Genomic DNA, 22,301 nt, shown 5'->3' with positions numbered 1-22,301 from the left:
GCTTTCCGCGAAGCGGTATAAGAGACGCGGTCCAAGACAAGAGGAGACGTCGCATGCAGGTGACCGGCAAGGTCGTGGTCGTCACGGGCGGCGCAAACGGCATCGGCAAGGCGCTGTGCGAGGCCTTTCATCATGCGGGCGCAGCCAAGGTCGTGGTCGCGGACATGGACGCCGCCAATGCGCGGGCGGTCGCGGCCATGGTTGATGGCGCCGCCTTCAAATGCGACGTTGCTCAGGAAAAGGACATCGCTCACGTCATTGAGGAGACCGAACGTCAGTTCGGGCCGATCGAGCTGTTCTGCTCCAATGCCGGCATCGGCGGCGGTTTCGATCCGATGTCGGAAAATGCCGGCGGCGCCTCGGATGAACCCTGGCAGCGCAGCTGGGCGATCCACGTCATGGCGCACGTCTACGCGGCGCGGCATCTCGTCCCGCGCATGAGGGCGCGTGGCGGCGGCTATTTCCTCAACACGATCTCGGCCGCAGGCTTGCTGTCGCAGGTCGGCAGCCCCGCTTATTCGACGACCAAGCACGCTGCGGTCGGCTTTGCCGAAAATCTCGCGATCTCGCACAAGGCCCACAACATCAAGGTCTCGATCCTCTGCCCCCAGGGCGTCGACACCAACATGCTGCGCTCGATCCCCAAGGGCCCGCAATCCGGCGACGGCGACCTGACGCCGGAGCAAGTCGCGAAAGACGTGCTCGCCGGCCTCGAGCAGGAAACATTCCTGATCCTGCCGCACCCCCAGGTGCTCGGCTACATGCGCAAGAAGACCGAGAATTACGACCGCTGGATCGGCGGCATGGCCAAGATCCAGGCGAAGATGCGGGAAGAGTTCGGGAAGTGACCGCCACACCTGACGCTGTCATGCCCCGCGAAGGCGGGGCATCCAGTACGCCGCGGCCTATCGATTGAACAGCGACCGTCCCGGAGTATTGGATCGCCCGGTCAAGCCAGGCGATGACACAGAGAGTGCAGCTACGCCACACTCCGCCCCACCTCCTCCTCCCGGCTCGCCCGCAGCGCCCGCGCATAGAGCATCATGCCCTCGCGCACGATGCGCTGTTCGGCCGGCGTCAACGCCGCCAGCGCACCACGCACCTGCTGCCGCCCGAACGCATGCAGCGCTTCCAGCGTGCGGCAGCCCTTCGCCGTCAGCGACAAGAGCTTGCTGCGCGCATCAAGCTCGTCAGGCGTCTCCCTGAGCTCGCCGCAGTCGATCAGCTTGCGCACCATGCGGCTGACGCTCGATTTCTCCAGACGCAGGAAATCACCGAGCTCGCCTGACGTCATCGGACCGCGGATGCCGATTTCCAGGATGGTGTGGACCGCCGAGGGCGGATAGTCCGATGCCGCCACCGTCGCGTCCATGAAGCCGAGCTCGCGCACCATCAGGCGCGACGCGGCGCGGATGTCGTCGATCAGCGCAAGCTGGTTCACCGCTTGACTCCCGGCATATAGTTGTATCATACAACTATATGGGCGCAACGCCGCGCGCAAGCGTTTTGGAGTGGGCGATGAGCGGAACTTTGCCAACCGGCATGCGGATGAGGGGCAAGGTCTGCCTCGTCACGGGCGGCGGCAGCGGCATCGGCCGCGCCACGGTGCTCAGGATGGCGGCCGAGGGAGCCGAAGCGATCTTCATCGCTGGCCGGCGCGAAGCCGAGATCGACGCCGCAGCCTCGGCGTGCCGCGAGCTCGGTGCGGAGGCCGTGCCGGTCAAGACCGATATCACTGAGGAGGACGACGTCGCGCGGCTGGTGCGCGCGGCGGTCGAGCGCTGCGGCAGGCTCGACGTCGCCTTCAACAATGCCGGATTCCAGGAGCGCCGCGCGCCGCTGGAGGAGCAGGGCACCGAGACCTACGACAGCGTGTTCGACACCAATGTCCGCGCGCTGTTTCTCTGCCTGCGCCACCAATTGCCGGCGATGCTCGCGCAAGGCCGCGGCAGCATCGTCGTCAACGCCTCCGTCAGCGGCGTGCGCAATCCCAATCCCGGCTTCTCGCTCTACTCGGCTTCCAAGGCCGCGGCGATCTCGCTGACGCGCTCGGCGGCGATGGAGAACGCTCCGCGCGGCATCCGCATCAACGCCATCGCCCCCGGCCGCGTCGTCACGGATATGATGCTGCGTGCCGGCGTCGGCGACGTCGCAACCGTCAGCGCCGGCCTGCCGCTGCGGCGGATGGGAAGCCCGGAGGAGGTGGCGGAAGCCGTGGTGTGGCTGTCGTCCGACGCGTCATCCTATGTCGTCGGGCATGTGCTGGCGGCGGACGGCGGATTTCTGGCGTCGTAGCTCCGTAGCCCGGATGAGCGAAGCGACATCCGGGACCTTTGGTGCAGCCCCCCGGATATCGCTTCGCTCATCCGGGCTACGGCACCTCAATGCTTCTGCCCGTACAACACCGGCACCGCTGAATCGACGATGACCTCGACGAGGCTCGTGCCTGCATAGGCCATGCCGCGCTTCAGCGCTTCGCCCAGCTCCGCCGCCTTCGTCACCCGCACCGCATGGCAGCCCATGCCCTCGGCGAGCCGGACGAAATCGATTCCCGGCAGCTCCAGCCCGGGCACGTTGCGCACCTGCATCACCTGGCTGAACGAGCGCATCGCGCCGTAGCCGGAATTGTTGATGACGACGACGGTGAGCGGCAGCTTGCGCTGCGCCGCGGTCCACAGCGCCTGGATCGAATACATCGCCGACCCGTCGCCGATCAGGCAGACGGTGCGGCTGCTCGGCTTGCCGAGCGCCATGCCGACGGCGGCGGGCAGGGAGTAGCCGAGCCCGCCGCTCGACATGGTGTAGAAACTGTCCTGGCCGCGCATCGGCATGAACTTCTGCATCGCCGGCCGGTGCGAGGGCACTTCCTCGACCAGTGACGCCCCGTCCGGCATCGCTTGCGACAGCGAGTGCAGCAGGAATTCGACCGGCAGCGGATCGGAGGCTTGCGGGGCCGGCGGCAGCGTCCGGCCCTTCGGCGCCGCGCGCTTGCTCTCCGGCAGCGACTCGAGCAGCATAGCGAGCGCCGGCTTCATCGTCGCGATGATGCTGGTGCCGACCGGCGTCACGGCGGCGGCATCCGGATCATCGGTGATCTGGAAGATCGTCGTCCCGCCATCGAAGATCGCGGCATGGCCCTCGACATGGAAGGTGAATACCGGCGCGCCGATGACGACGACGAGATCGTGCTCCCGCAGTGCATCGGAGAGCTGCGCGGGCGAAGCGTGCAGGAAGCCGGCAAATTGCGGATGCCGCTCGGGGAACGAGCAGCGCGCCGAGAACGGGCTGACCCAGACGCTGGCCTTAGCCTTCTCGGCGACGCGCACCATCAGGTCGACCGCGCCGGCGCGGTCGACGCCGGGGCCGACGACGAGGGCAGGGTGTTTTGCGGAACCGAGCGCTGTGACCAGCGCCTTCATCGCGTCAGCCTCCGGACCGATCTCCCGGCTGACCTTGCGCGCTTCGATCGGAGCAGCCGCATGCGCCCAGTCGTCGATCGGGATCGACACGAAGGTCGGCCCGCATGGCGGCTGCAACGCGGTGTAATAGGCCCGCGCGATCGCGGCCGGCACGTCCTCGGGCCGGGCCGGCTCGACGCTGTATTTGACGTAAGGCCGCGGGAATTCCGACGCGCGCTCGGCATAGAGGAACGCCTGCAGCGGCAGGATCGAGCGCGCCTGCTGGCCCGCGGTGATTACCAGCGGCGTCTGGTTGCGATGCGCGGTATAGATATTGCCGAGCGCATTGCCGACGCCGGCCGCCGAATGCAGATTGACGAAGCCGGTATTGCGCGTGGCCTGCGCATAGCCGTCGGCCATGCCGACCGCAGATGCCTCCTGCAGCGCCAGCACGTAGTCGATGTCGTCGGGCCAGTCGCTCAGGAACGGCAGCTCGGTCGAGCCGGGATTGCCGAACACTTTTGTGATGCCGAAGGCCCGCAGCAGGTCGAGCGTTGCCTGCTTCACGGTGACGGACTTGCTGCCGCTCTTGCCGTTCTTGGCCATGGTTTCCGGTCCCTTCTTATTCCTCATCCTGAGGAGCGCGTCTTCGCGCGTCTCGAAGGATGAAGGCCCGGCTGGTGGCCTCGCCCTTCGAGACGCGCGCGAAGGGCGCGCTCCTCAGGGTGAGGGTCTAACTTCCTACATCGCTGTTCGCAACGATGCGGACGGAGTTCACCACACCGCCGTGCCCTTCATGGTCGGCTGTCCCTCCGCGTTCGCGGTCCACAGCTCCATGCCATCAGCGGTCTCATTGGCATTGACCGAGAACTCGCTGCCCTCGAACAGCGGCTGCAGGCCGCGATAGGTGAACTTCTTCGGCGCCTTGCCGCCGTGCAGCTTCGCCGCCATCTCGATGATCAGCGCGGCCTGCAACGGCCCGTGGAAGATCAGGCCCGGATAGCCCTCGACCTTGGTGACGTAGTCGCGGTCGTAATGGATGCGGTGGCCGTTGAATGTCAGCGCGGAGTAGCGGAACAGCAGCACGGGATCCGACACATGGGTCTCTCGGTGCTGCGCCTTCGGCGGCGGGGGTGGCGCCTTCGCCGTCGCAGGCGCGCTGCTCGTCATCTCGCGATAGACGATGTCCTGCCGCTCGCGGATCGCCGTGCCGCGCGGCGAGGAGATGCTGTGCTCGACCGAGACGAAGCACAGCGTGCCGGTCGAGCCTGATTTCACCTGCACGTCGGCGATGCGCGAGGTCCGCGTCGATTCATCGCCAACCTGCAGCGGCTGCAGGAATTCGATCTCGCCGCCGGCCCACATCCGGCGCGGCAGCGGCACCGGCGGCAGGAAGCCGCCGCGGGTCGGGTGACCGTCAGGCCCCAACATCGACATCGGAAACACCGGCTGCGCCAGGCACCAATGCACCGTGAACGGCGCGGCGTCGCCTTTCTTGGGTTCGCCGACCTCCTGGAACAGTGTCGCGCGCAAACCCATGACGAGGTGCGCAGTGACGGTGTCGGTGGCCTCGGTGCTGCGGCCGATCCATTGCCGCAAGTGGTCGATGTCGAGCCTCTCGGTCATGACGCCTCGCTCTGTTACTTCTTCTGGGGCTTTTCGCCGATCGCCGGCACGGCACCATAGCTGCGGGTCTCGCCAACGATGATCGGCGCCGGAGCGGGATAGCTGACGCGGCCGTTCGGCGTGTCGACCTCGATGCGGCGCAGATGCGGATGGTTGGTGAGGTCGGCCATGGTGTTGACCTCGGCAAAGGCGATGTCGGCGTCCGACAGCCGCTTCAAGAGCTCGTCGCGCGTCATCTGGCCGAAGGCGTCAGCAACCGTTTTGTCGGTGAAGTCGCGGTTGCGCACGCGCTCGACCATGTTGGCGACGCGCGGATCGGCCGGCAAATCGGGCTGGTCCAGCACCTTCGCGCACAGCGTCTTCCACTCGCGCTCGCTCTGGATCGAGATCAAAATGTCCTTGCCGTCCTTGGAGGTGAACACGCCATAGGGCGCGATCGAGGGATGGCGCAAGCCCATGCGCTTGGGCGGATTGCCGGCTTCCGCGTTGAGCAGCGGCACGGTGCACCAGTCCGCCATCACGTCGAACATGGAGATGCGGATGTCGGCGCCTTTGCCCGTGCGCCCGCGCGCGATCAGCGCCTCCAGTATTGCGGCATGCGCGGTCGCCCCGGTCGCGACGTCGACGATCGACATGCCGACGCGCGAGGCGCCATCGGGATTGCCGGTGATCGAGGCGAGGCCGCTCTCGGCCTGGATCAGGAGGTCGTAAGCCTTGCGGTTGGCGTAAGGCCCGGTGTCGCCATAGCCGGTGATGGTGCAGGAGATCAGCTTCGGATAGTCCTTCAAGAGCCGTTCGCGCGAGAAGCCGAGCTTGTCCATCGAGCCCGGCTTGAGGTTCTGGATCAGCACGTCGGCGCTGGCGATCAGCTTCTCGAGTTCGTCGCGACCTTCTTTCGTTGCGAGATCCACCACGGCGGACTGTTTGCCGCGGTTGAGCCAGACGAAGTAGCTGCTCTGGCCCTTGGCTGCCGCGTCATAGCCGCGGGCGAAATCGCCCTCGGGCCGCTCGATCTTGATCACCTCCGCGCCGGCATCCGCCAGCCGCGACGAGCAGAATGGGGCCGCGACCGCCTGCTCGACCGCGATCACCCTGATCCCGTCAAGTGCTCCCATGGCCGCGACCTCAATACGAGCGCGGCATGCCGAGCACGTGCTCGGCGACGAAGGAGAGCACGAGGTTGGTCGAGATCGGCGCCACCTGGTAGAGCCGCGTCTCGCGGAACTTGCGCTCGACGTCGTACTCCTCGGCAAAGCCGAAGCCGCCATGGGTCTGGATGCAGGCATTGGCCGCTTCCCAGGATGCATCCGCCGCCAGCATCTTGGCCATGTTGGCCTCGGCTCCGCAGTCAAGCCCGGCCTCGTATTTGCGCGTGGCCTCCTTCACCATCAGCTCGGCTGCGCGCATCGAAGCATAGGCCTTGGCGATCGGGAACTGGATGCCCTGATTCTGGCCGATCGGCCGGCCGAACACGCTGCGCTCCTTGGCATAGTTCGTCGCCTTGGCGATGAACCACTTGGCGTCGCCGACACATTCGGCGGCGATCAGGATGCGCTCGGCATTCATGCCGGAGAGGATGTAGCGGAAGCCCTTGCCTTCCTCGCCGATCAGGTTCTCCGCCGGCACCTTCATGTCGGTGAAGAACACCTCGGTGGTGGCGTGGTTCATCATGGTGCGGATCGGCCTGATCTCGAGGCCGTTGTTCTTGGCCTCGCGCATGTCGACGATGAAGACCGACAGGCCGTCGGTGCGCTTCTTGACCTGGTCCTTCGGCGTGGTGCGCGCCAGCAGCACCATCAGGTCGGAATGTTCGGCGCGGCTGGTCCAGATCTTCTGGCCGTTGACGATGTAGCTGTCGTTGCCGTCCTTGCGCGCGAAGGTCTTCAGCGAGGAGGTGTCGGTGCCGCTGGTCGGCTCGGTGACGCCGAAGGCTTGCAGGCGCAGCTCGCCGCTCGCGATCTTCGGCAGGTACTTCGCCTTCTGCTCGGCATTGCCGTGCCGCAGCACCGTGCCCATGGTGTACATCTGGGCGTGGCAGCCGCCGCCGTTGCAGCCCGCGCGCTGGATCTCCTCGAGGATCGCGGCGGCCGCAGAAAGCTTCAGGCCGGCGCCGCCATATTCCTCGGGGATCAGCACCGAGAGATAGCCGGCCTCGGTCAGCGCATCGACGAACGCCTTGGGATAGGCCATCTCGCGATCGAGCTTGCGCCAGTATTCGCCGGGAAACTGCGCGCACAGCTTGGCGACGGCCTCGCGAATGTCGGCGTGATCTTCGGTGTGGTGTTCTTGACTCATGGCGTTTCCATTCGGTAGCGGCAGTTAAGATAACGCCGGCCAATCCCCCGGCGTTGTGAAAACAACGCCAGCCCCCTATGCTCATTTGCTATAGCGTATGGAGTAGCCTTCCAGGATTGGCAAGCATGGATTTCCGGCAGCTCAGGACCTTCAGTTGCGTGGCGGAGCTCGGCAGCCTCTCCAAGGCCTCCGACACGCTGCGCGTGGCGCAGCCGGCGCTCAGCCGGCAGATCAAGCTGCTGGAACACGAGCTCCGCACCGAGCTGTTCACCCGCAACGGCCGCGGCATGGTGCTGACCGAGGCCGGCCGGCTTCTGCTTTCGCGCACCTCCGGCATCGTGCGGCAGATCGACCAGATCCGCGACGATATCCAGTCGGCCAAGGGGCCGCCGTCCGGCCAGGTCGTGCTCGGCCTGGTTCCGACCGTGAGCTGCGTGCTGTCGGCGCGCTTTGCGCGGCGCTGCGTCGAAAAATTTCCCGGCATCTCGCTGCGCATCGTCGAGAGCTACAGCGGCCATCTCGTCGAATGGCTGCATCGCGGCGAGATGGATCTCGCCATCCTTTACGGCCGCTCGGCCGATCTGCATCTCAATGTCCAGAGCCTGGGACGCGACAACATCGTCGCGGTCGGCCCGCGCGGCTGTGGGCTGGCGCGCAAGAAGAGCGTCGACATCGGCTGGCTGCTGCGCCAGCGCCTGGTGCTGCCCTCTCATTCCCACGGTCTCCGCGCGCTGATCGAGCATGCGGCGGCCCAGCGCAGGATCAAGCTCAACGTCCAGCTCGAGGCGGATTCCTTCCGCGTGCTGACCAGCCTCGTCGAGGAGGGCCTCGGCTTCGCGCTGCTGCCGCCCTCGTCGGTCCACGGCGAGGTCGCGGACGGGAGGCTTGAAACCGCGCCCGTATCCAGGCCGATGACGCGCGAGCTCATCTTTGCCTCTCCGATCGATCGCCCGGCCTCGACGGCCTCGCTCGCCATCACCGCCCTCCTGCGTGAGGAAGTCGCCGCCTGCCGCAAGGAAGGCCTGTGGGACATCAAATTGAGTTAGATGCGCTCGTGTCGTAGAACAGTCAGGCGCCGTCTTGCCTTCGCATCTGGCGCGAGCTGTCATGCCGGAATTTTATAGCTGGAAGGTATTCACGCGATCCGCGCTGCGGGAGAGGCAGGCAGCTGCGTCCAAATCCTCCGTCATTGCGAGCGCAGCGAAGCAATCCAGGCTGCTTCCGCAGTGGCAGTCTGGATTGCTTCGTCGCTTCGCTCCTCGCAATGACGGAGGATGGAGCCTACCCCGGTATCCGCACCGGCAGCGACTCGTATCCCTTGATGAAGCTTGAATAGATCCGCTTCGGCTCGCCGACCACCTCGATCCGGTCGAACCGCTTCAGCATCTCCTCCCAGACGATCCGCAGCTGCAGTTCGGCAAGCCGCATGCCGACGCAGCGGTGGATGCCGAAGCCGAAGGAGAGGTGGGTGCGCGGCCGGGGCCGGTCGATGATGAACTCGTTCGGCTTCTCGAACATCTCCTCGTCGCGGTTGCCCGAGACGTACCACATCACGACGCGGTCGCCCTTCCTGATGTGCTTGCCGCCGATCTCGGTGTCCTCTAGCGCGGTGCGCCGCATATGTGCGAGCGGCGTCTGCCAGCGGATCACCTCGGGCACCATGGAATCGATCAGCGCCGGATCGGCGCGGAGCTTGTCGTACTGCTCGGGATTCTCGTTCAGCGCCAGCACCGAGCCGGTCATGGTGTTGCGCGTGGTGTCGTTGCCGCCGACGATGAGCAGGATGATGTTGCCCATGAGGTTGTCGGGGTCCATGTGGCGCGTGGCCTCGTTGTGCGCCATCAGCGACAGCAGGTCGTTGCGCGGCGCGGAGTTGACGCGCTCGTTCCACAGCTTCGACATGTAGGCGTAGCACTCGTCCATCTCGCGGCGGCGCTCCTCGGCGGAGGCGACGATGCCGCTCTTGGGCAGCGCGGTCGAGACGTCGGACCAGCGCGTCAGCTTGCGCCGCTCTTCCCAGGGGAAGTCGAACAGGGTCGCCAGCATCTGCGTCGTCAGCTCGATCGAGACGCGCTCGACGAAGTTGAAGGTCTCGTTGCGCGGCAGTTTGTCCAGCACGGTCTGCGAGCGCTGGCGGATCAATCTCGCCAGCTCGTCCAGATGCTGAGGTGTGAACATCGGCGACACCGTCTTGCGCTGCGCCGAATGCCGGGGCTGGTCCATCGCGATGAAGCTTGGATAGTCGTAGCCTTCCGGCACGTCGCGGATCGAGATGCCGCCGAGCTTCGAATCCGAAGAAAAGATGCCGTGATTGGTGTCGACATGCATGATGTCGTTGTACTTCACCACCGACCAGTACGGCTCGATCGGCGCGTTGGTGCAGTAATGCACCGGCTCTTCCTTGCGCAGCCGCTCGAACCACGGCCACAGCGTGTCGTCCTGGAACAGCCTGGGCGCGCCGGGGTGGAATTGCGAAAGCGGCGTCGCATAGGCCTCCTCGCGCGCCCTGCGCATGCGTTCGGCCTTGTCCACTGTAACCGGCGCTTGGATGTTCATGATGTTAGCTCCAGTGTTGGTTTCTAACCTCTCCCGCTGGCGGGAGAGGCATAGGCCGCCCAGGGCGGCCGTCTCCTTAAGGACGCCGAGGCAAGCCTCGGCTATGGCATGGCGCCGGGTGAGGGCTCTTTCTTCCTGGGGAGCCTTCGTTGTTGAGGCACCCTCTCCCCAACCCTCCCCCGCAAGCGGGGGACGGGGCGCAGCTTCCGTGTGGATCTAGTTCAAGTTCATCTTACTGCGAATTTACGCCGCAATCTTCACCGGCAGCGTCTCGAGACCCTTCACGAAGCTCGAATAGACCCGCCTGGGCTCGCCGACCACATCAATATGGTCGAACCGCTTGAGAATTTCTTCCCAAATAATCTTGAGCTGGAGTTCGGCGAGCCTGAGGCCCACGCAGCGGTGGATGCCGAAGCCGAAGGAGAGATGCGTGCGTGGGCGGGCGCGATCGATGATGAAATCATAGGGCTTTTCGATCACCTCTTCGTCGCGGTTGCCCGAAACGTACCACATTACGACCTTGTCACCCTTCTTGATCTGCTTGCCGCGGAATTCGAAGTCGGAGAGCGCCGTGCGCCGCATATGCGCGAGCGGCGTCTGCCAGCGGATCACCTCGGGCACGAAGCTGTCGAGCAGATCAGGGTTCTCGCGCAGCTTGCGATACTGCTCCGGATGCTGGCTCAGCGCGTAGATCGAGCCCGACATGGTGTTGCGGGTGGTGTCGTTGCCGCCGACGATCAAAAGGATGAGATTGCCGAGGAAGTTCCTGGCGTCCATGTCGCGCGTGGCGGCACTGTGCGCCATCATCGACAACAGATCGCTCTTCGGCGGCTGCTCGATGCGCTCCTTCCAGAGGCGGGAGAAATAGGCCGCGCATTCCGTCAGCTCGGCCATCCGTTCGTCCTCGGTGGCGACGAGGCCGTCGGGGCCGGGAATGGTGGTGGCGATGTCCGACCAGCGCGTCAGCTTGCGGCGGTCTTCCCAGGGGAAGTCGAACAGCACCGCCAGCATCTGCGTCGTCAGCTCGATCGAGACGCGGTCGACCCAGTCGAACACCTCGCCGCGGGGCAGGTTGTCCAGGCACTCGGCCGAGCGCTTGCGGATGTTAATCGCGAGATTGTCCAGATGCGTCGGCGTGAACATCGGCGCCACGGTCTTGCGCTGGGCTGCATGACGCGGCGGGTCCATCGAGATGAAGCTCTCGCGACGCAAGTCCGGATCGATGTCGCGGATGGTGATGCCGCCGAGCGCGGAGGCCGAGGAGAACACCGCATGGTTGGTCTCGATCTCCATGATGTCGTTGTAGCGCGTCACCGACCAATACGGCCCGAACATCGAGTCCTTGCAGTAGTGCACGGGATCGTCCCGGCGCAGGCGATCGAAATAGGGCCAGAACGCATCCGTCCTGAACAACTCCGGGTCGCCCGGATCGAACTGCTCCAGCGGCAGTGACGTGGCGCGCGCGCGAAGTTCGTCGAGCTTGGTCGCGCTCTCGATGGTCCCATGCATGACCGTTCTCCCTGACATGAACCGCGCGTTCTCGTTGAATTCTGCGCTGCGGTATTTGATTTGCAATTACAGCCGGTTGTCTGCGTCGGGGCAAGGGAGAGTTTTGCCACATCCAACCTTCACGAGAGCGTCGGACGGCCGTCACGCCGCCACGCGAACGTGACCTCCCGCACGCCGCGGGGTGGAGAATCGTGCAAGAAGCCTATCGGAATCGAGGTAAATCGAACCCGCCCAGCTTGGGGATCTACTAACCTCTGATCTACAGTTTGACCGCAACAGATCCGCACCCCGAGGTTGCTGACGTGAACGACATGCAATGGACCCCCATTGGGTCCGAACCCTTACCGCCGCCGCTGCCGCCCACGCGGGTCGATTTCTCCGGCAACCGCTCCGAGTTCCGCAGAATGGTCACCAAGGGTGCCATGCTGGAGCTCGTCACCTTCGGCTTCTACCGGTTCTGGCTGGTCACCGACATTCGCCGCCATCTGTGGGCCAACACTGCGATCGACGGCGATGCAGCCGAATATACCGGGCGGGGCAAGGAGCTTTTGATCGGCTTCCTGGTCGCGCTCGCGATCCTGGTGCCGATCTACCTCGCCTACTTTCTGATCGGCATCGAGTTCGAGCGCTGGCAGGGATTCGCCTCGTTGCCGCTGTTCATCGGCTTCTACGCCTTCGGTCAGTTCGCGATCTTTCGCGCGCGGCGCTACCGGCTGACGCGTACGGTCTGGCGCGGTGTGCGGTTCTGGATGGACGGCTCGGGCTGGGCCTATTCGCTCCGCGCCATGCTGTGGGGCCTCCTGGTGTTCCTGACGCTCGGCCTGGCACTGCCATGGCGCGAGGCCGCGCTCGAGCGCTACAAGATGCAGCACACCCATTACGGCGATCTCTCCGGCGACTTCGAAGGCGACGGCTGGACCTTCTTCAAGCGCGGCTGGTGGCTGTGGCTGCTCAGCCCGGTTGCGCTCGTGATCTTCCCGCTCGCACCGTTCTTCTACGCCGAGTTCAAGGCCCGCGAGTGGCGCTGGTGGCTCGACGGCATCCGCATCGGCGGCGTCAGCCTGTCCTCGAACCTGCCTCATGACGCCTTCTACGGCCTGTACTGGAAGGTGGTCGGCTGGTGGGCGCTGCTCTCGGCCGCATTCGGTGCTTACATGGTCGTCGGTACCTTGCTCGTCGTTCAGCTCACCGGCGTGCCGGTCGATGAGGTATTCGAGCCTGGCGACGGCGCCAAGAGCATCCCGGTGGTGGCAATGATGATCATCGGCTATTTCGCCGTAGCGCTTGCCATCAACATCGTCATGCGCGTCTATCTCCAGCGCGATCTCTGGGCGAAGGTGCTGGAGACCGTCGAGGTGCACGACATCGCGGCCGCGGCGGATGTGCAGGGGCGCGGCGAACTCGCCGGCGCGCTCGGCGAAGGGTTTGCCGATGGACTGGATGTTGCAGGATTCTGAGCCGTGAATGACGTGTCCACCGGGGTCCCGGCAGGGTCCTCAAAGCCGACCATCTTCTTCGACGGCGTCTCTAGCCGCAGGCGTCAGGTGATGCTGACGCTCGCTGATGCGCTCGAAATCGCTGAGGACGGCGAAGCACCCGTTCGCTGGGCCTATGCCGATATCCGCCGCGCCGACGGCCCGGCCGGCGTTTTGCGTCTGGCCTGCACGTCGGCCCCGCCCCTGGCGCGGCTCGAGATCCGCGACGCGGCAGTGGCGGCAGATGTGACCGCGCGCTGCCTGCACCTCGACGAGCACCGGACCACACGACGCGGCACTGCAAAGATCGTGGGCTGGTCGGTGGCTGCCGCCGTTTCCATCGTCTGCGTCGTCTTGTTTGGCGTGCCGCTTGCCGCCGATCGTCTCGCACCGCTGGTGCCGAAGCCGGTCGAACGGCGCATCGGCGACGCCGCCGAAGTGCAGGTGAAGACCATCTTCGGCCGCAGCGTCTGTGAAGACCCCGCAGGCAAGGCCGCCTTCACCAAGCTCGTCAACCGCCTGCGGGATGCCGCCGAACTCGACGACGATTCCATGACCGCGGGCGTGCTGCCGACCTCGGTGCCGAACGCGTTCGCGCTGCCGGGCGGCAAGGTCTACCTGCTCAAGGGGCTGCTCGACAAGGCCGAAAGCCCCGACGAGCTCGCCGGCATCCTCGCGCACGAGCTCGGTCATCTCAAGCATTACGACAACATGCGCGGGCTGATCTACAACGGCGGCACCTCGTTCCTGATCGGCCTCTTGTTCGGCGACGTCACCGGCTCGTCCGCGGTGATCTTCGCCTCGCGCAGCCTGGTCGAAGCCTCCTATTCGCGCGAGGCGGAGACCGCCGCCGATACGTTCGCGATCGAGATCATGCACAAGCTCGGCCGCTCGCCGAAGCCTGCCGCCGAATTGATGTTCCGCATCACCGGCAAGGAGGGCGGTTCCGGTCTCACCACGATCCTCGCCAGCCACCCGCTGACCGAGGACCGCCTCGCCCGCATGACCAGGGAAGATCGCCCGGCCTCCGGCCCGCCGCTGCTGACGGACAAGGAATGGCAGTCGCTGAAGCTGATCTGCGGCAGCGGGAAGGTGTGAGCAGGATGAGTCTTGGCTAAATTGGTGCGAGCCCAGCATGCAAATCACCTCTCCCCGCTGGGGAGAGGTGACTCACGGCCAGCCGACCGAACCTGACACCATCATGCTCCTGCCTATCGCGTCCCGTAGGCGCGGTCGCCGGCATCGCCGAGGCCCGGCAGGATGAAGCCGTTCTCGTCGAGGCCTTCGTCCACCGCCGCCGTCCAGATCGGCACGTCCGGGTGCAATCCGCGCAGCCGTTCAAGGCCTTCCGGCGCGGCGATCAGGCAGGCGAGGCGGATGTCCCTGGCGCCGCGCTCCTTCAGCCGGTCGATGGCGGCGACGGCGGTGTTGGCGGTGGCGACCACCGGCGTCACCACGATTGCCAGGCGCTCGCTGAGATCGGACGGCGATTTGAAGAAATACTCCACCGCGGCAAAGCTATGCGGCTCGCGATAAAGGCCGATATGCGCGACCCGCGCGGTCGGCACCAGGTCCATCATGCCGTCGACGAAGGTGGTGCCGGCGCGCAGCATCGGCACGAAAACGAGCTTCTTGCCGGCGATCTTGGCCGAGTGCATCGTCGCCAGCGGCGTCTCGATCACGGTGTCGGCGAGCGGCAGGTCGCGCGTCACCTCGTAGCACAGCAGCATGCCGATCTCCTTGATCAGCTCCCGAAACGACTTGGTCGAGATGGATTTGTCCCGCACCAGCGTCAGCTTGTGCTGCACCAGCGGATGATCGACGATCGTGACGCCTTGCATGATGGGATGCTCTCTTCTTCCCTTCTCCCCTTGTGGGAGAAGGTGGCGCGAAGCGCCGGATGAGGGGTCTGCTTCCACGAACTCAAGCGAGAGATATGCCCGCGGAGACAATCCCTCACCCGGCTTCGCTGTCGCGAAGCCTCCCTCTCCCGCAAGGGGAGAGGCTTAGAACACGGTACCGTCGCTGATCACCTTGAGCGGCGGTGAACCATCGGGACGGCGCGAAAAGGCAATCGTGCGGCCTGCGGCCCAGGTGCCGCCTTCGAGGATGCTGGCGAGCGGCAATGTCTCGGCCGTGCGGCCGAGCTTGGTGCGAACCAGGTCGGCCAGCCGATCGAGCAGCGCGACCGTCAGCGCGCGCCACTCCACGACCAGCAGCGAATCCACCGCATGCGCGCGCCCGGCGTCGGCGGCGTCGCGCAGGCGCAGCACCTCGTGATCGACGAACAGCCCGCCATTGCGGTATTCGGCCAGCCCGGTCAGGCCGTCGATGTCGGTGACCGCGAAGCCGGCGCGCTGGAGCGGCTCGATCAGCGAATAGCTCAGCCATTGCGACAGCTTGTGCAAGGGCACGAGGCCCGTGGTCGCATCATCGGTCCTGATCGCCGGATGACGCCAGCAATCGCCGAGCGGGATGCCGGCGAGTTCGAGCCGTGACGGCCAGATCGGTCCGAGCTGGTTCAGCACCGCGGACAGAATTGCGGGCGCTGCAATGGCGCCGCCATCCGCCTGCGCCGCGATGTGATCGAACAGGCCGCCCGGCCGCGGCGTGTCGTGCAGGCCGAATACGACCGCACGCTCTGTCACCAGCTTGCCCAGTCGTCGCAGCAGATCGGTGCGTCCTTCGAGGCCGAGCAGCGGATTGGCGTCGCTCGCCTGAAAGGCGGATGTGAGTGCGGCGGGCGGCAGCACTGCGAGCACATCCGCATCGGCCCTGAATGGCGCACGCGCATCGCGCGAGAAGAGGCCGCCCGCGAACATGTCGAGGCTTGCGATCGCAAGCCCCTCGGAGCGGCCGATGGCTTCGCCGGTCACAGCGTCGCGGTATCGCCATGCAGCGCCCGCGCCGGCATCAAGCAGCACGCTGACGATGGCGAGGTCGAATTCCGCGCGCGCCCGCGCGGCGCGATCCGGCCAGGACGCAGGATCGGCGAGCCGCGCCCACCGGTCGACGCCGCCAAGCACAAAATGCCGCCAGCGCGCGTGGAAGGGGATATCCAGCGTCGGATAGGCCTTGCGCGTGACCGCAAGCACCGCCTCCGCAACGCCATCCATGCGGTCGAGATCGATCGTGAAATGTGAGAGCTTGCCGGCAAGGCCGAGATCGAGCATCTGCCCCGCTCGCGCGCGCACCGCCTTTGCGGTGAGCAGCGAGCGTGCCTGCATTTCCAATGCGTCCCCCATCACGCGATCAGTATTTTTCCAGCGAACGCCCGACCACGCCGGTCACGTCCTGCTCCGGCGCGATGTCGGTCGAGTAGTAACCGGCGGCCTTCTTCGCGGCGATCTCGACATAGGCGTCGGCCGGGATCAGCTCCGGCGGGATCGGCACGCGCTCGACGATGTCGATGCCCTGCGAGGTCAGCGCGTCGTGTTTCATGTCGCTCATCGACAGGAAGCGGTCGATGCGCTTGAGGCCCAGCCAGTGGATCGTATCCGGCATCAATTGCTGGAAGCGTGCGTCCTGGACGCCGGCGACGCATTCGGTGCGCTCGAAATAGGCGGCGGCCGCGTCGCCATCCTCCTGGCGCTTGCGCGCGTTGTAGACCAGGAATTTCGTGACCTCGCCGAGTGCGCGGCCCTCCTTCCGGTTGTAGACGACGAGCCCGAGCCCACCCTCCTGCGCGCCGCGCGCGGATTCCTCGATGCCGTGGATCAGGTAGGGACGACAGGTGCAGATGTCGGAGCCGAACACGTCGGAGCCGTTGCACTCGTCATGGACGCGGCAGGTGATTTTCGTGCGATGGTCCGGCAGCTTGGTGACGTCGCCGAACAGATAGACCGTGGTGCCGCCGATCGGCGGCAGGAACACCTTCATGTCTGGTCGTGTCACCAGCTCGGGGAACATGCCGGCGGTCTGCTCGAACAGCGTGCGCCGCAGCTCGGTCTCGCCGGTGCCGAAGCGTGCCGCAAGGCCCGGCAGGTACCAGACCGGATCGATCGCGATCTTCACCACGGAGACGCTGCCATTGGCATGCACGACCTCGCCGTCGGCGCGCAGCCGCTTTGCGGCGAGGGCCTCGCGGATTTCCGGCAGGTCGAGCCGCGCCCGCGTCACTGCGATGCTCGGGCGGATGTCGGCGCCTTCGGCGATCTCCTGGCGGAAGTTCTCGGCGACGAGATGCCCCCAGGGATCGAGCGCGACGATCTTGGCGGGATCGCTCCATTGCGGGAACGGCCCGATGGTCGCGGCGGGAAACGTGTTGGTGAGATCGGGCCTGCGAATCGGATCGAGTGCGCCGGCGGAGACGGCGAGCGCGCGGTACATAGCGTAGGACCCGCCATGGCTGCCGATCACATTGCGATCCCCGGCGCGCGACACCGTGCCGACGATCGGCCCGCGGGCGCGCGCATCCGCAGCGCCCCAATGGATCGGAAAGGCGGCCTTCCTGCCCGGCTCCGGATGGGAGGTGAGGCGGATGTGGTCGGTACGGTTGGCACGGCTCATGTCCAGGCTCCCAAAAAGCCAACGGCCCGCCGCTCGGACGGGCCTGGCTCGCTTGCGTTGCCTGCCGAAGAACAGCGGTGGCGCAAGCTCAATCCAACATATTGTAGCGGCCGGCGACGACAGACAAGTTAATCGTGCCGGGCGGGCAGGGCCGTTTGCGACCACATTCCCGTCATTGGCGGGCTTGCAGGGTCGCCTTCCGCGCCGGGTCCTCGCGCGGGCCAAGCGTGCCCGCCCTGCCGGCGTACTCGGCTTAAGGAATTGAAATATTTGTATTTTTCATGTTTTCAAGAGGTTGAGCATCCTTCCGCTCGGCCCGCGCCGAATCCCGGACTAAACGTGTCATCCGACCGATCGCAGATCGTCCTTGTCTTGGAGACCCCCAATGCCCGCCGCCAGCTACATCGACCCCCGCAACGGACAGCTCTATCCGCTCGACCAGCCGCGCTGGTGCTCGGACGAGCGCACGCCGCTGCTGATCACGCCGGGGGCGGGGATCTCGCGCGATGACATCGATAGCCGCACGCGCTCGCTCTGGCGCTACCGGGCGGCGCTGCCGGTCGAAATCGTGAACCCGATCACGCTCGGCGAAGGCTGCACGCCGCTGGTGCAGCAGGCCTGGGGGGATCAGCGCCCCTTCTTCAAGCTCGAATGGTTCAACCCGACCGGCAGCTTCAAGGACCGCGGCTCTTCCGTGATGCTGTCTTTCCTGCGGCAGATCGGTGTCGGTGCCATTCTGGAGGACTCGTCGGGCAATGGCGGCTCGTCGATGGCAGGGCTGGGCGCCGCCGGCGGCATGCGTGTGAAGATCCTCGCGCCCGCGTCCACGTCGCCGGCCAAGATCGCGCAGGTGAGGGCCTATGGCGCCGAGGTGCAACTCGTCGAAGGGCCACGCGAGGAGTCGGAAGCCGAGGCCATCCGCCAGTCGAGCCAGACATTCTACGCCAGCCACAATTGGCAGCCTTTCTTTCTCGAAGGCACCAAATCGCTCGCCTACGAGATCTGGGAGGATCTCGGCTTTCGCGCGCCCGACAACGTCATCGTTCCCGTGGGCGCCGGCAGCAGCCTGCTCGGCTGCGCCTTCGGCTTCCGGGAGCTCTTGAAGGCCGGGCAGATATCGAAGCTGCCGCGCCTGTTCGCGGCGCAGCCGCTGAATTGCTCGCCGATCGATGCGAGCTTCAAGGCCGGCGTCGATACGCCCGTCGCGCGCGAGGTGCACAAGACCATCGCCGAAGGCACCGCGATCAAGCATCCCTTGCGTCTGCGCGAGATCATCGGCGCCTTGCGCGAGAGCGGTGGCAGCACGATCGCCCTCACCGAGGACGAGATCGTCGCCGCGCTGCGCCGTCTCGCGCGCCAGGGCCTGTTCGCCGAGCCGACCAGCGCCAGCGCGGCCGCTGCACTGGACAAGCTCGCAGCGGCTGGCGCCATCAAGGCGAACGAGACCACGGTCGCGGTCCTCACCGGCACCGGGCTGAAGGCCGCAACCACCGTCGCCGATCTCGTGCAGTAGGGCAGTAGGATGGGTAGAGCGCAGCGAAACCCATCAGCTTCGCCGCCGTCGCAGCAGCTCGATGGGTTTCGCTTTCGCTCTACCCATCCTACGACTTCAGCGTTTGGGTGGGCGCCTCACTCTTTCAGATCATTCACCCGCTTCACCCAGGCGCGCACATCGTTGAGCACGGCGGGCAGCACCGCCTTGACCTCCGCCACGGTCATGCCTGCCTTGATGCGGGGGTCGTACAGCAGGTTGAGGATGTACTGGTCGTAGACGTCGAAATAGCCCATCGAGACGTTGTCGTTGAACATGGTCCACGGCACGCTCGCGGTGTCGTTGATGGGCCCGAGCGATTGCAGGAGCTCCTCATAGGCGCAGTCGAGGAAGACGAAATCGCCGTTGTCGACGGTGAGGATGACGTCGGAATGCTCGATCTCGAAATCGTCGTTCTTGCGAAAGCCGGACAGGCATTGCGGGTCGAGCGAGGTGCGAATCTCGCGCGCCTTCTCGGCGCCGTAGAAGCTGGTGAGGGTGCGGTAGAGATCGCGGTCGCGCACCAGCTTCACCCGCACATTCGCCGCTTCGTTGGTGTCTGTCATGGCGATGTCGAGATGCTGCACGCGCTTGGCGATGTCGCTCACCACTCTCGCAAGCTGCGTCTTGCGATCGGCGCGGTCGCTCTCGGCGAACACGCGCACCGGCCCGTCGAACTTGCGGATGCGGTCGACGCGGCCGGCGAGGTGATACTCGGCACCGAATGCCGTCTTCAGGAAGCCTTCGATGATCTCGCCGTCGGTGAAGCTCTTCTTCTCGGCGCGCTGGCGCGAGGAGACCGCGGGCAATTCGCCCGCGGCAGCCATGGAGGCGGTGTCAGGCACCAATATGAACGCGGCGAGCGCCAATAGGGCGAAGCGAAGGGCGGGCGAGGACGGAGTCAATGCGTTCATCGTTGCCCGACGCTGCCGCATTCGCCTCGCGCACACAAGTCCGCAAATTCACGCGCCCTGCGGGTTCCGCCGCGTTGAAGCCCCAGGTCTCGCTTCAGTTGTTCAGCACCACCACCGTGGTGCCGACCGCGACACGGCTGTAGAGGTCGGTGACGTCGTCATTGGTCATGCGGAAGCAGCCCGAGGAGACCGCCTGGCCGATCGTCTCCGGCTCGTTGGAGCCGTGGATGCGGTACAGCGTCGAGCCCAGATACATCGCGCGGGCGCCGAGCGGATTGTCGACGCCGCCCTTCATGTGGCGCGGCAGGTCGGGCCGGCGGGCCAGCATCTGCGACGGCGGCGTCCAGTCCGGCCATTCCCTCTTGGCGGTGATCTTGTGCACCCCGCCCCAGCGGAAGCCGTCGCGGCCGACGCCGATGCCGTAGCGCAGGGCCTGGCCGTTGGGGAGAACCAGGTAGAGCCGGCGCTCGCTGGTGTTCACGACGACGGTGCCGGGGGCGTAGTTGCCGTTGTACATGACGGTGGTGCGGGGAACGGGATTTGCGCCGGAACGGAAGAAGTTCGGACCGCCGCCCATGATGTCGCGCGTGTCGAACTCCTCGGCGAACGCGCCACCCGCCGTGGCCGACAGCAGTGCGATGGCGGCAATCGGCGCGGCAAAAAACCGGATCATTGTCTCCCCCAGAAAGAAATCGATTCAATGAATGCCACAGGCCATATTTGCAGGGATTCCGCAAGCCACGGGCCCGTGAGGGATGCCATGCTTGACGATCGGCGTTACCAAATCGGCAACCACAATTTGCCGAAAACCATTAGCCAAACCGGCGCATCGTCGCGCGGGGCAGGGCGGCGATGCCGGCTATTGCTTTGACGGGACGCGCGAACAATGATTGATCGGACGGATATCTGGACATGGCCGGTTGCGGGAGCTTTGGGATGAACGGTGCGGAAAGCCTGGTGCGGACGATGGTTAAGGGTGGGGTGGACGTCTGCTTCACCAACCCCGGTACCTCCGAGATGCATTTTGTCGCAGCGCTCGACCGCGTGCCGGGCATGCGCTGCGTGCTCGGCCTGTTCGAGGGCGTGGTGACGGGCGCTGCCGACGGCTATTTCCGCATGAAGGGAACGCCGGCCTCGACGCTGCTGCATCTCGGCCCCGGCCTCGCCAACGGGCTTGCCAATCTGCACAATGCCAAGAAGGCGAACTCCGGCATCGTCAACATCGTCGGCCAGCACGCCGTCTACCATATCGGCTACAATGCGCCGCTGACGTCCGATATCGAGGGCCTGGCCCGGCCGATGTCGTCCTGGGTCCGCACCTCGCCGGACGCCAAATCGGTCGCCGCCGACGGTGCCGCGGCGATTGCCGCCGCCAAAAGCGCGCCGCCGCAGATCGCGACCCTGATCCTGCCCGCCGACACCGCCTGGAACGAGGCCGACGGCATCGCCGAGGTTCCGGCCGAGCAGCAACGCGCGAGCTATTCGCCGCAGGCGGTCGAGCAGGCCGCAAGAATCCTCCACGGCGACGGCGAGGGCACGCTGCTCCTGATGACCGGGAGCGCCCTGAGCGAGCAGGGCCTGGCGCTTGCCGAGCGCATCGCCGGCAAGACCGGCTGCACCGTGATGGGCCCGACCTTCCGTCCCAAGATGGCGCGCGGCCGCGGCCGTTTCTCGATCGACCGCATCCACTATGTCATCGATCAGGCCCTGCCGATGCTGGCAAAGTTCCGTCACATCGTGCTGGTCGAGTCCGACGATCCCGTGGCCTTCTTCGCCTATCCGAACAAGCCGAGCATGCTCAAGCCGCAAGGCTGCGAGGTCCATCGCATGACCTCCTGGGGCGAGAATTCGGTCGCGGCGCTGGAGGCGCTCGCCGGCGCGGTGAAGGCCAGCGCCAGGGACGTCCAGCCGCAGGCTTTGGCCGAACTGGTCAAGCCGACCGGCGCGCTCACCTTCGCCTCGATCGCGCAGGCGATCGCCTGTGCGATCCCCGAGAACGCAATCATGGTCGACGAATCCCTGACCACCGGCCGGGGCTTCTTCCCGCCGACGGCGGCGGCCGCCCCGCACGACTGGCTCCAGAACATGGGCGGCTCGATCGGCTTCTCCACGCCGCTGTCGATTGGCGCTGCGATCGCCTGCCCGGATCGCAAGGTGATCACCATGGTCGGCGACGGCAGCGCGATGTACACGATCCAGTCGCTGTGGACGCAGGCCCGCGAGAACCTCGACATCGTCACCATCGTGTTCGCCAACCGCATCTACCAGATCCTGCGCGGCGAGTTCGACAATGTCGGCGCCGGCGAACCCGGCCAGCGCGCCAACGACATGCTCAGGCTCGACCGTCCGACGCTGGATTTCGTGGCGTTGGCCAAGGGCATGGGCGTGCCAGGCCGCGCCGTCACCAATGCCGACGAGTTCAACAAGGCGCTGGCCGAAGCGGTCGCCGAGCCTGGGCCGCGGCTGATCGAAGTCCAGATGTAGGACG

General features: G+C 65.8%; 19 protein-coding genes. 7 read left to right on the top strand and 12 right to left on the bottom strand.

What is annotated here, in order from left to right; all coding sequences use genetic code 11:
• Positions 1–53 precede the first annotated feature (53 nt).
• Positions 54–848 (top strand): SDR family oxidoreductase, encoded by a 795-nt coding sequence (locus AC1RQP_RS24920; RefSeq protein WP_131869338.1) that lies wholly within the window; start codon positions 54–56, stop codon positions 846–848.
• A 131-nt stretch (positions 849–979) separates the two neighbouring features.
• Here the strand turns inward: AC1RQP_RS24920 and AC1RQP_RS24915 are convergent, their stop codons facing one another.
• Entirely contained in the window at positions 980–1,441 is a 462-nt protein-coding gene (locus AC1RQP_RS24915; RefSeq protein ID WP_492938928.1) for a MarR family winged helix-turn-helix transcriptional regulator, read from the bottom strand.
• A 77-nt stretch (positions 1,442–1,518) separates the two neighbouring features.
• Between AC1RQP_RS24915 and AC1RQP_RS24910 the strand changes: the two genes are divergently transcribed.
• On the top strand, positions 1,519–2,295 hold the full coding sequence (locus tag AC1RQP_RS24910) for an SDR family NAD(P)-dependent oxidoreductase (protein WP_492938926.1): 777 nt from the start codon (positions 1,519–1,521) through the stop codon (positions 2,293–2,295).
• Positions 2,296–2,381: 86 nt separating this feature from the next.
• On the opposite strand, the gene mdlC is transcribed toward AC1RQP_RS24910, so the two are convergent.
• From mdlC to AC1RQP_RS24890, 4 genes are all read right to left on the bottom strand, one after another.
• The gene (mdlC, locus tag AC1RQP_RS24905; protein ID WP_492939269.1) at positions 2,382–4,004 is read right to left on the bottom strand and encodes a benzoylformate decarboxylase; all 1,623 of its coding nucleotides are present in this window, start codon (positions 4,002–4,004) and stop codon (positions 2,382–2,384) included.
• Between the two features lie 168 nt (positions 4,005–4,172).
• Positions 4,173–5,024: an HTD2 family dehydratase gene (locus AC1RQP_RS24900; RefSeq protein ID WP_492938924.1), complete on the bottom strand. Its 852-nt coding sequence runs from the start codon at positions 5,022–5,024 to the stop codon at positions 4,173–4,175.
• Between the two features lie 14 nt (positions 5,025–5,038).
• On the bottom strand, positions 5,039–6,139 hold the full coding sequence (locus AC1RQP_RS24895) for a CaiB/BaiF CoA transferase family protein (protein WP_492938922.1): 1,101 nt from the start codon (positions 6,137–6,139) through the stop codon (positions 5,039–5,041).
• 10 nt (positions 6,140–6,149) lie between these two features.
• Entirely contained in the window at positions 6,150–7,319 is a 1,170-nt protein-coding gene (locus tag AC1RQP_RS24890) for an acyl-CoA dehydrogenase family protein (RefSeq protein ID WP_061878966.1), read from the bottom strand.
• A 125-nt stretch (positions 7,320–7,444) separates the two neighbouring features.
• On the opposite strand from AC1RQP_RS24890, the gene AC1RQP_RS24885 reads away from it, so the two are divergent.
• Positions 7,445–8,365, top strand: coding sequence for a LysR substrate-binding domain-containing protein (locus AC1RQP_RS24885; RefSeq protein WP_492938920.1), 921 nt, complete (start codon positions 7,445–7,447; stop codon positions 8,363–8,365).
• Between the two features lie 235 nt (positions 8,366–8,600).
• Here the strand turns inward: AC1RQP_RS24885 and AC1RQP_RS24880 are convergent, their stop codons facing one another.
• Together AC1RQP_RS24880 and AC1RQP_RS24875 are read right to left on the bottom strand one after the other, a co-directional pair.
• Positions 8,601–9,875 (bottom strand): cytochrome P450, encoded by a 1,275-nt coding sequence (locus AC1RQP_RS24880; RefSeq protein ID WP_492938918.1) that lies wholly within the window; start codon positions 9,873–9,875, stop codon positions 8,601–8,603.
• Between the two features lie 243 nt (positions 9,876–10,118).
• Entirely contained in the window at positions 10,119–11,384 is a 1,266-nt protein-coding gene (locus tag AC1RQP_RS24875) for a cytochrome P450 (RefSeq protein WP_239621546.1), read from the bottom strand.
• Positions 11,385–11,695: 311 nt separating this feature from the next.
• Between AC1RQP_RS24875 and AC1RQP_RS24870 the strand changes: the two genes are divergently transcribed.
• On the top strand, positions 11,696–12,841 hold the full coding sequence (locus tag AC1RQP_RS24870; RefSeq protein WP_492939267.1) for a YjgN family protein: 1,146 nt from the start codon (positions 11,696–11,698) through the stop codon (positions 12,839–12,841).
• A gap of 12 nt (positions 12,842–12,853) precedes the next feature.
• Positions 12,854–13,957 carry a M48 family metallopeptidase gene (locus AC1RQP_RS24865; protein WP_492939266.1) on the top strand — a complete coding sequence of 368 codons (1,104 nt, stop codon included), beginning with the start codon at positions 12,854–12,856 and terminating at the stop codon, positions 13,955–13,957.
• A gap of 113 nt (positions 13,958–14,070) precedes the next feature.
• On the opposite strand, the gene upp is transcribed toward AC1RQP_RS24865, so the two are convergent.
• The 3 genes from upp to AC1RQP_RS24850 all read right to left on the bottom strand — a co-directional run bounded on the left by upp (position 14,071) and on the right by AC1RQP_RS24850 (position 17,368).
• The gene (upp, locus tag AC1RQP_RS24860) at positions 14,071–14,700 is read right to left on the bottom strand and encodes a uracil phosphoribosyltransferase (RefSeq protein WP_239621548.1); all 630 of its coding nucleotides are present in this window, start codon (positions 14,698–14,700) and stop codon (positions 14,071–14,073) included.
• A gap of 165 nt (positions 14,701–14,865) precedes the next feature.
• A complete protein-coding gene (locus tag AC1RQP_RS24855) occupies positions 14,866–16,104 on the bottom strand; it encodes a URC4/urg3 family protein (protein WP_492938916.1) in 1,239 nt (412 codons plus the stop codon).
• Between the two features lie 7 nt (positions 16,105–16,111).
• The gene (locus AC1RQP_RS24850) at positions 16,112–17,368 is read right to left on the bottom strand and encodes a GTP cyclohydrolase II (RefSeq protein ID WP_492938914.1); all 1,257 of its coding nucleotides are present in this window, start codon (positions 17,366–17,368) and stop codon (positions 16,112–16,114) included.
• Positions 17,369–17,753: 385 nt separating this feature from the next.
• Between AC1RQP_RS24850 and AC1RQP_RS24845 the strand changes: the two genes are divergently transcribed.
• On the top strand, positions 17,754–18,881 hold the full coding sequence (locus tag AC1RQP_RS24845; RefSeq protein WP_492938912.1) for a threonine synthase: 1,128 nt from the start codon (positions 17,754–17,756) through the stop codon (positions 18,879–18,881).
• A 116-nt stretch (positions 18,882–18,997) separates the two neighbouring features.
• Here AC1RQP_RS24845 and AC1RQP_RS24840 read toward each other — a convergent pair whose 3' ends face one another.
• Together AC1RQP_RS24840 and AC1RQP_RS24835 are read right to left on the bottom strand one after the other, a co-directional pair.
• A complete protein-coding gene (locus AC1RQP_RS24840) occupies positions 18,998–19,813 on the bottom strand; it encodes a DUF2927 domain-containing protein (RefSeq protein WP_492938910.1) in 816 nt (271 codons plus the stop codon).
• Positions 19,814–19,907: 94 nt separating this feature from the next.
• Positions 19,908–20,486, bottom strand: coding sequence for a L,D-transpeptidase (locus AC1RQP_RS24835; RefSeq protein ID WP_061878977.1), 579 nt, complete (start codon positions 20,484–20,486; stop codon positions 19,908–19,910).
• Between the two features lie 263 nt (positions 20,487–20,749).
• On the opposite strand from AC1RQP_RS24835, the gene AC1RQP_RS24830 reads away from it, so the two are divergent.
• Entirely contained in the window at positions 20,750–22,297 is a 1,548-nt protein-coding gene (locus AC1RQP_RS24830) for an acetolactate synthase large subunit (protein ID WP_492938908.1), read from the top strand.
• Positions 22,298–22,301: the final 4 nt, after the last annotated feature.

Source organism: Bradyrhizobium sp. GW821-FHT13H06 (assembly GCF_058803975.1).
The sequence above is the reverse complement of the archived record's forward strand: the minus strand, read 5'-3'. Positions and strand labels throughout refer to the sequence as shown.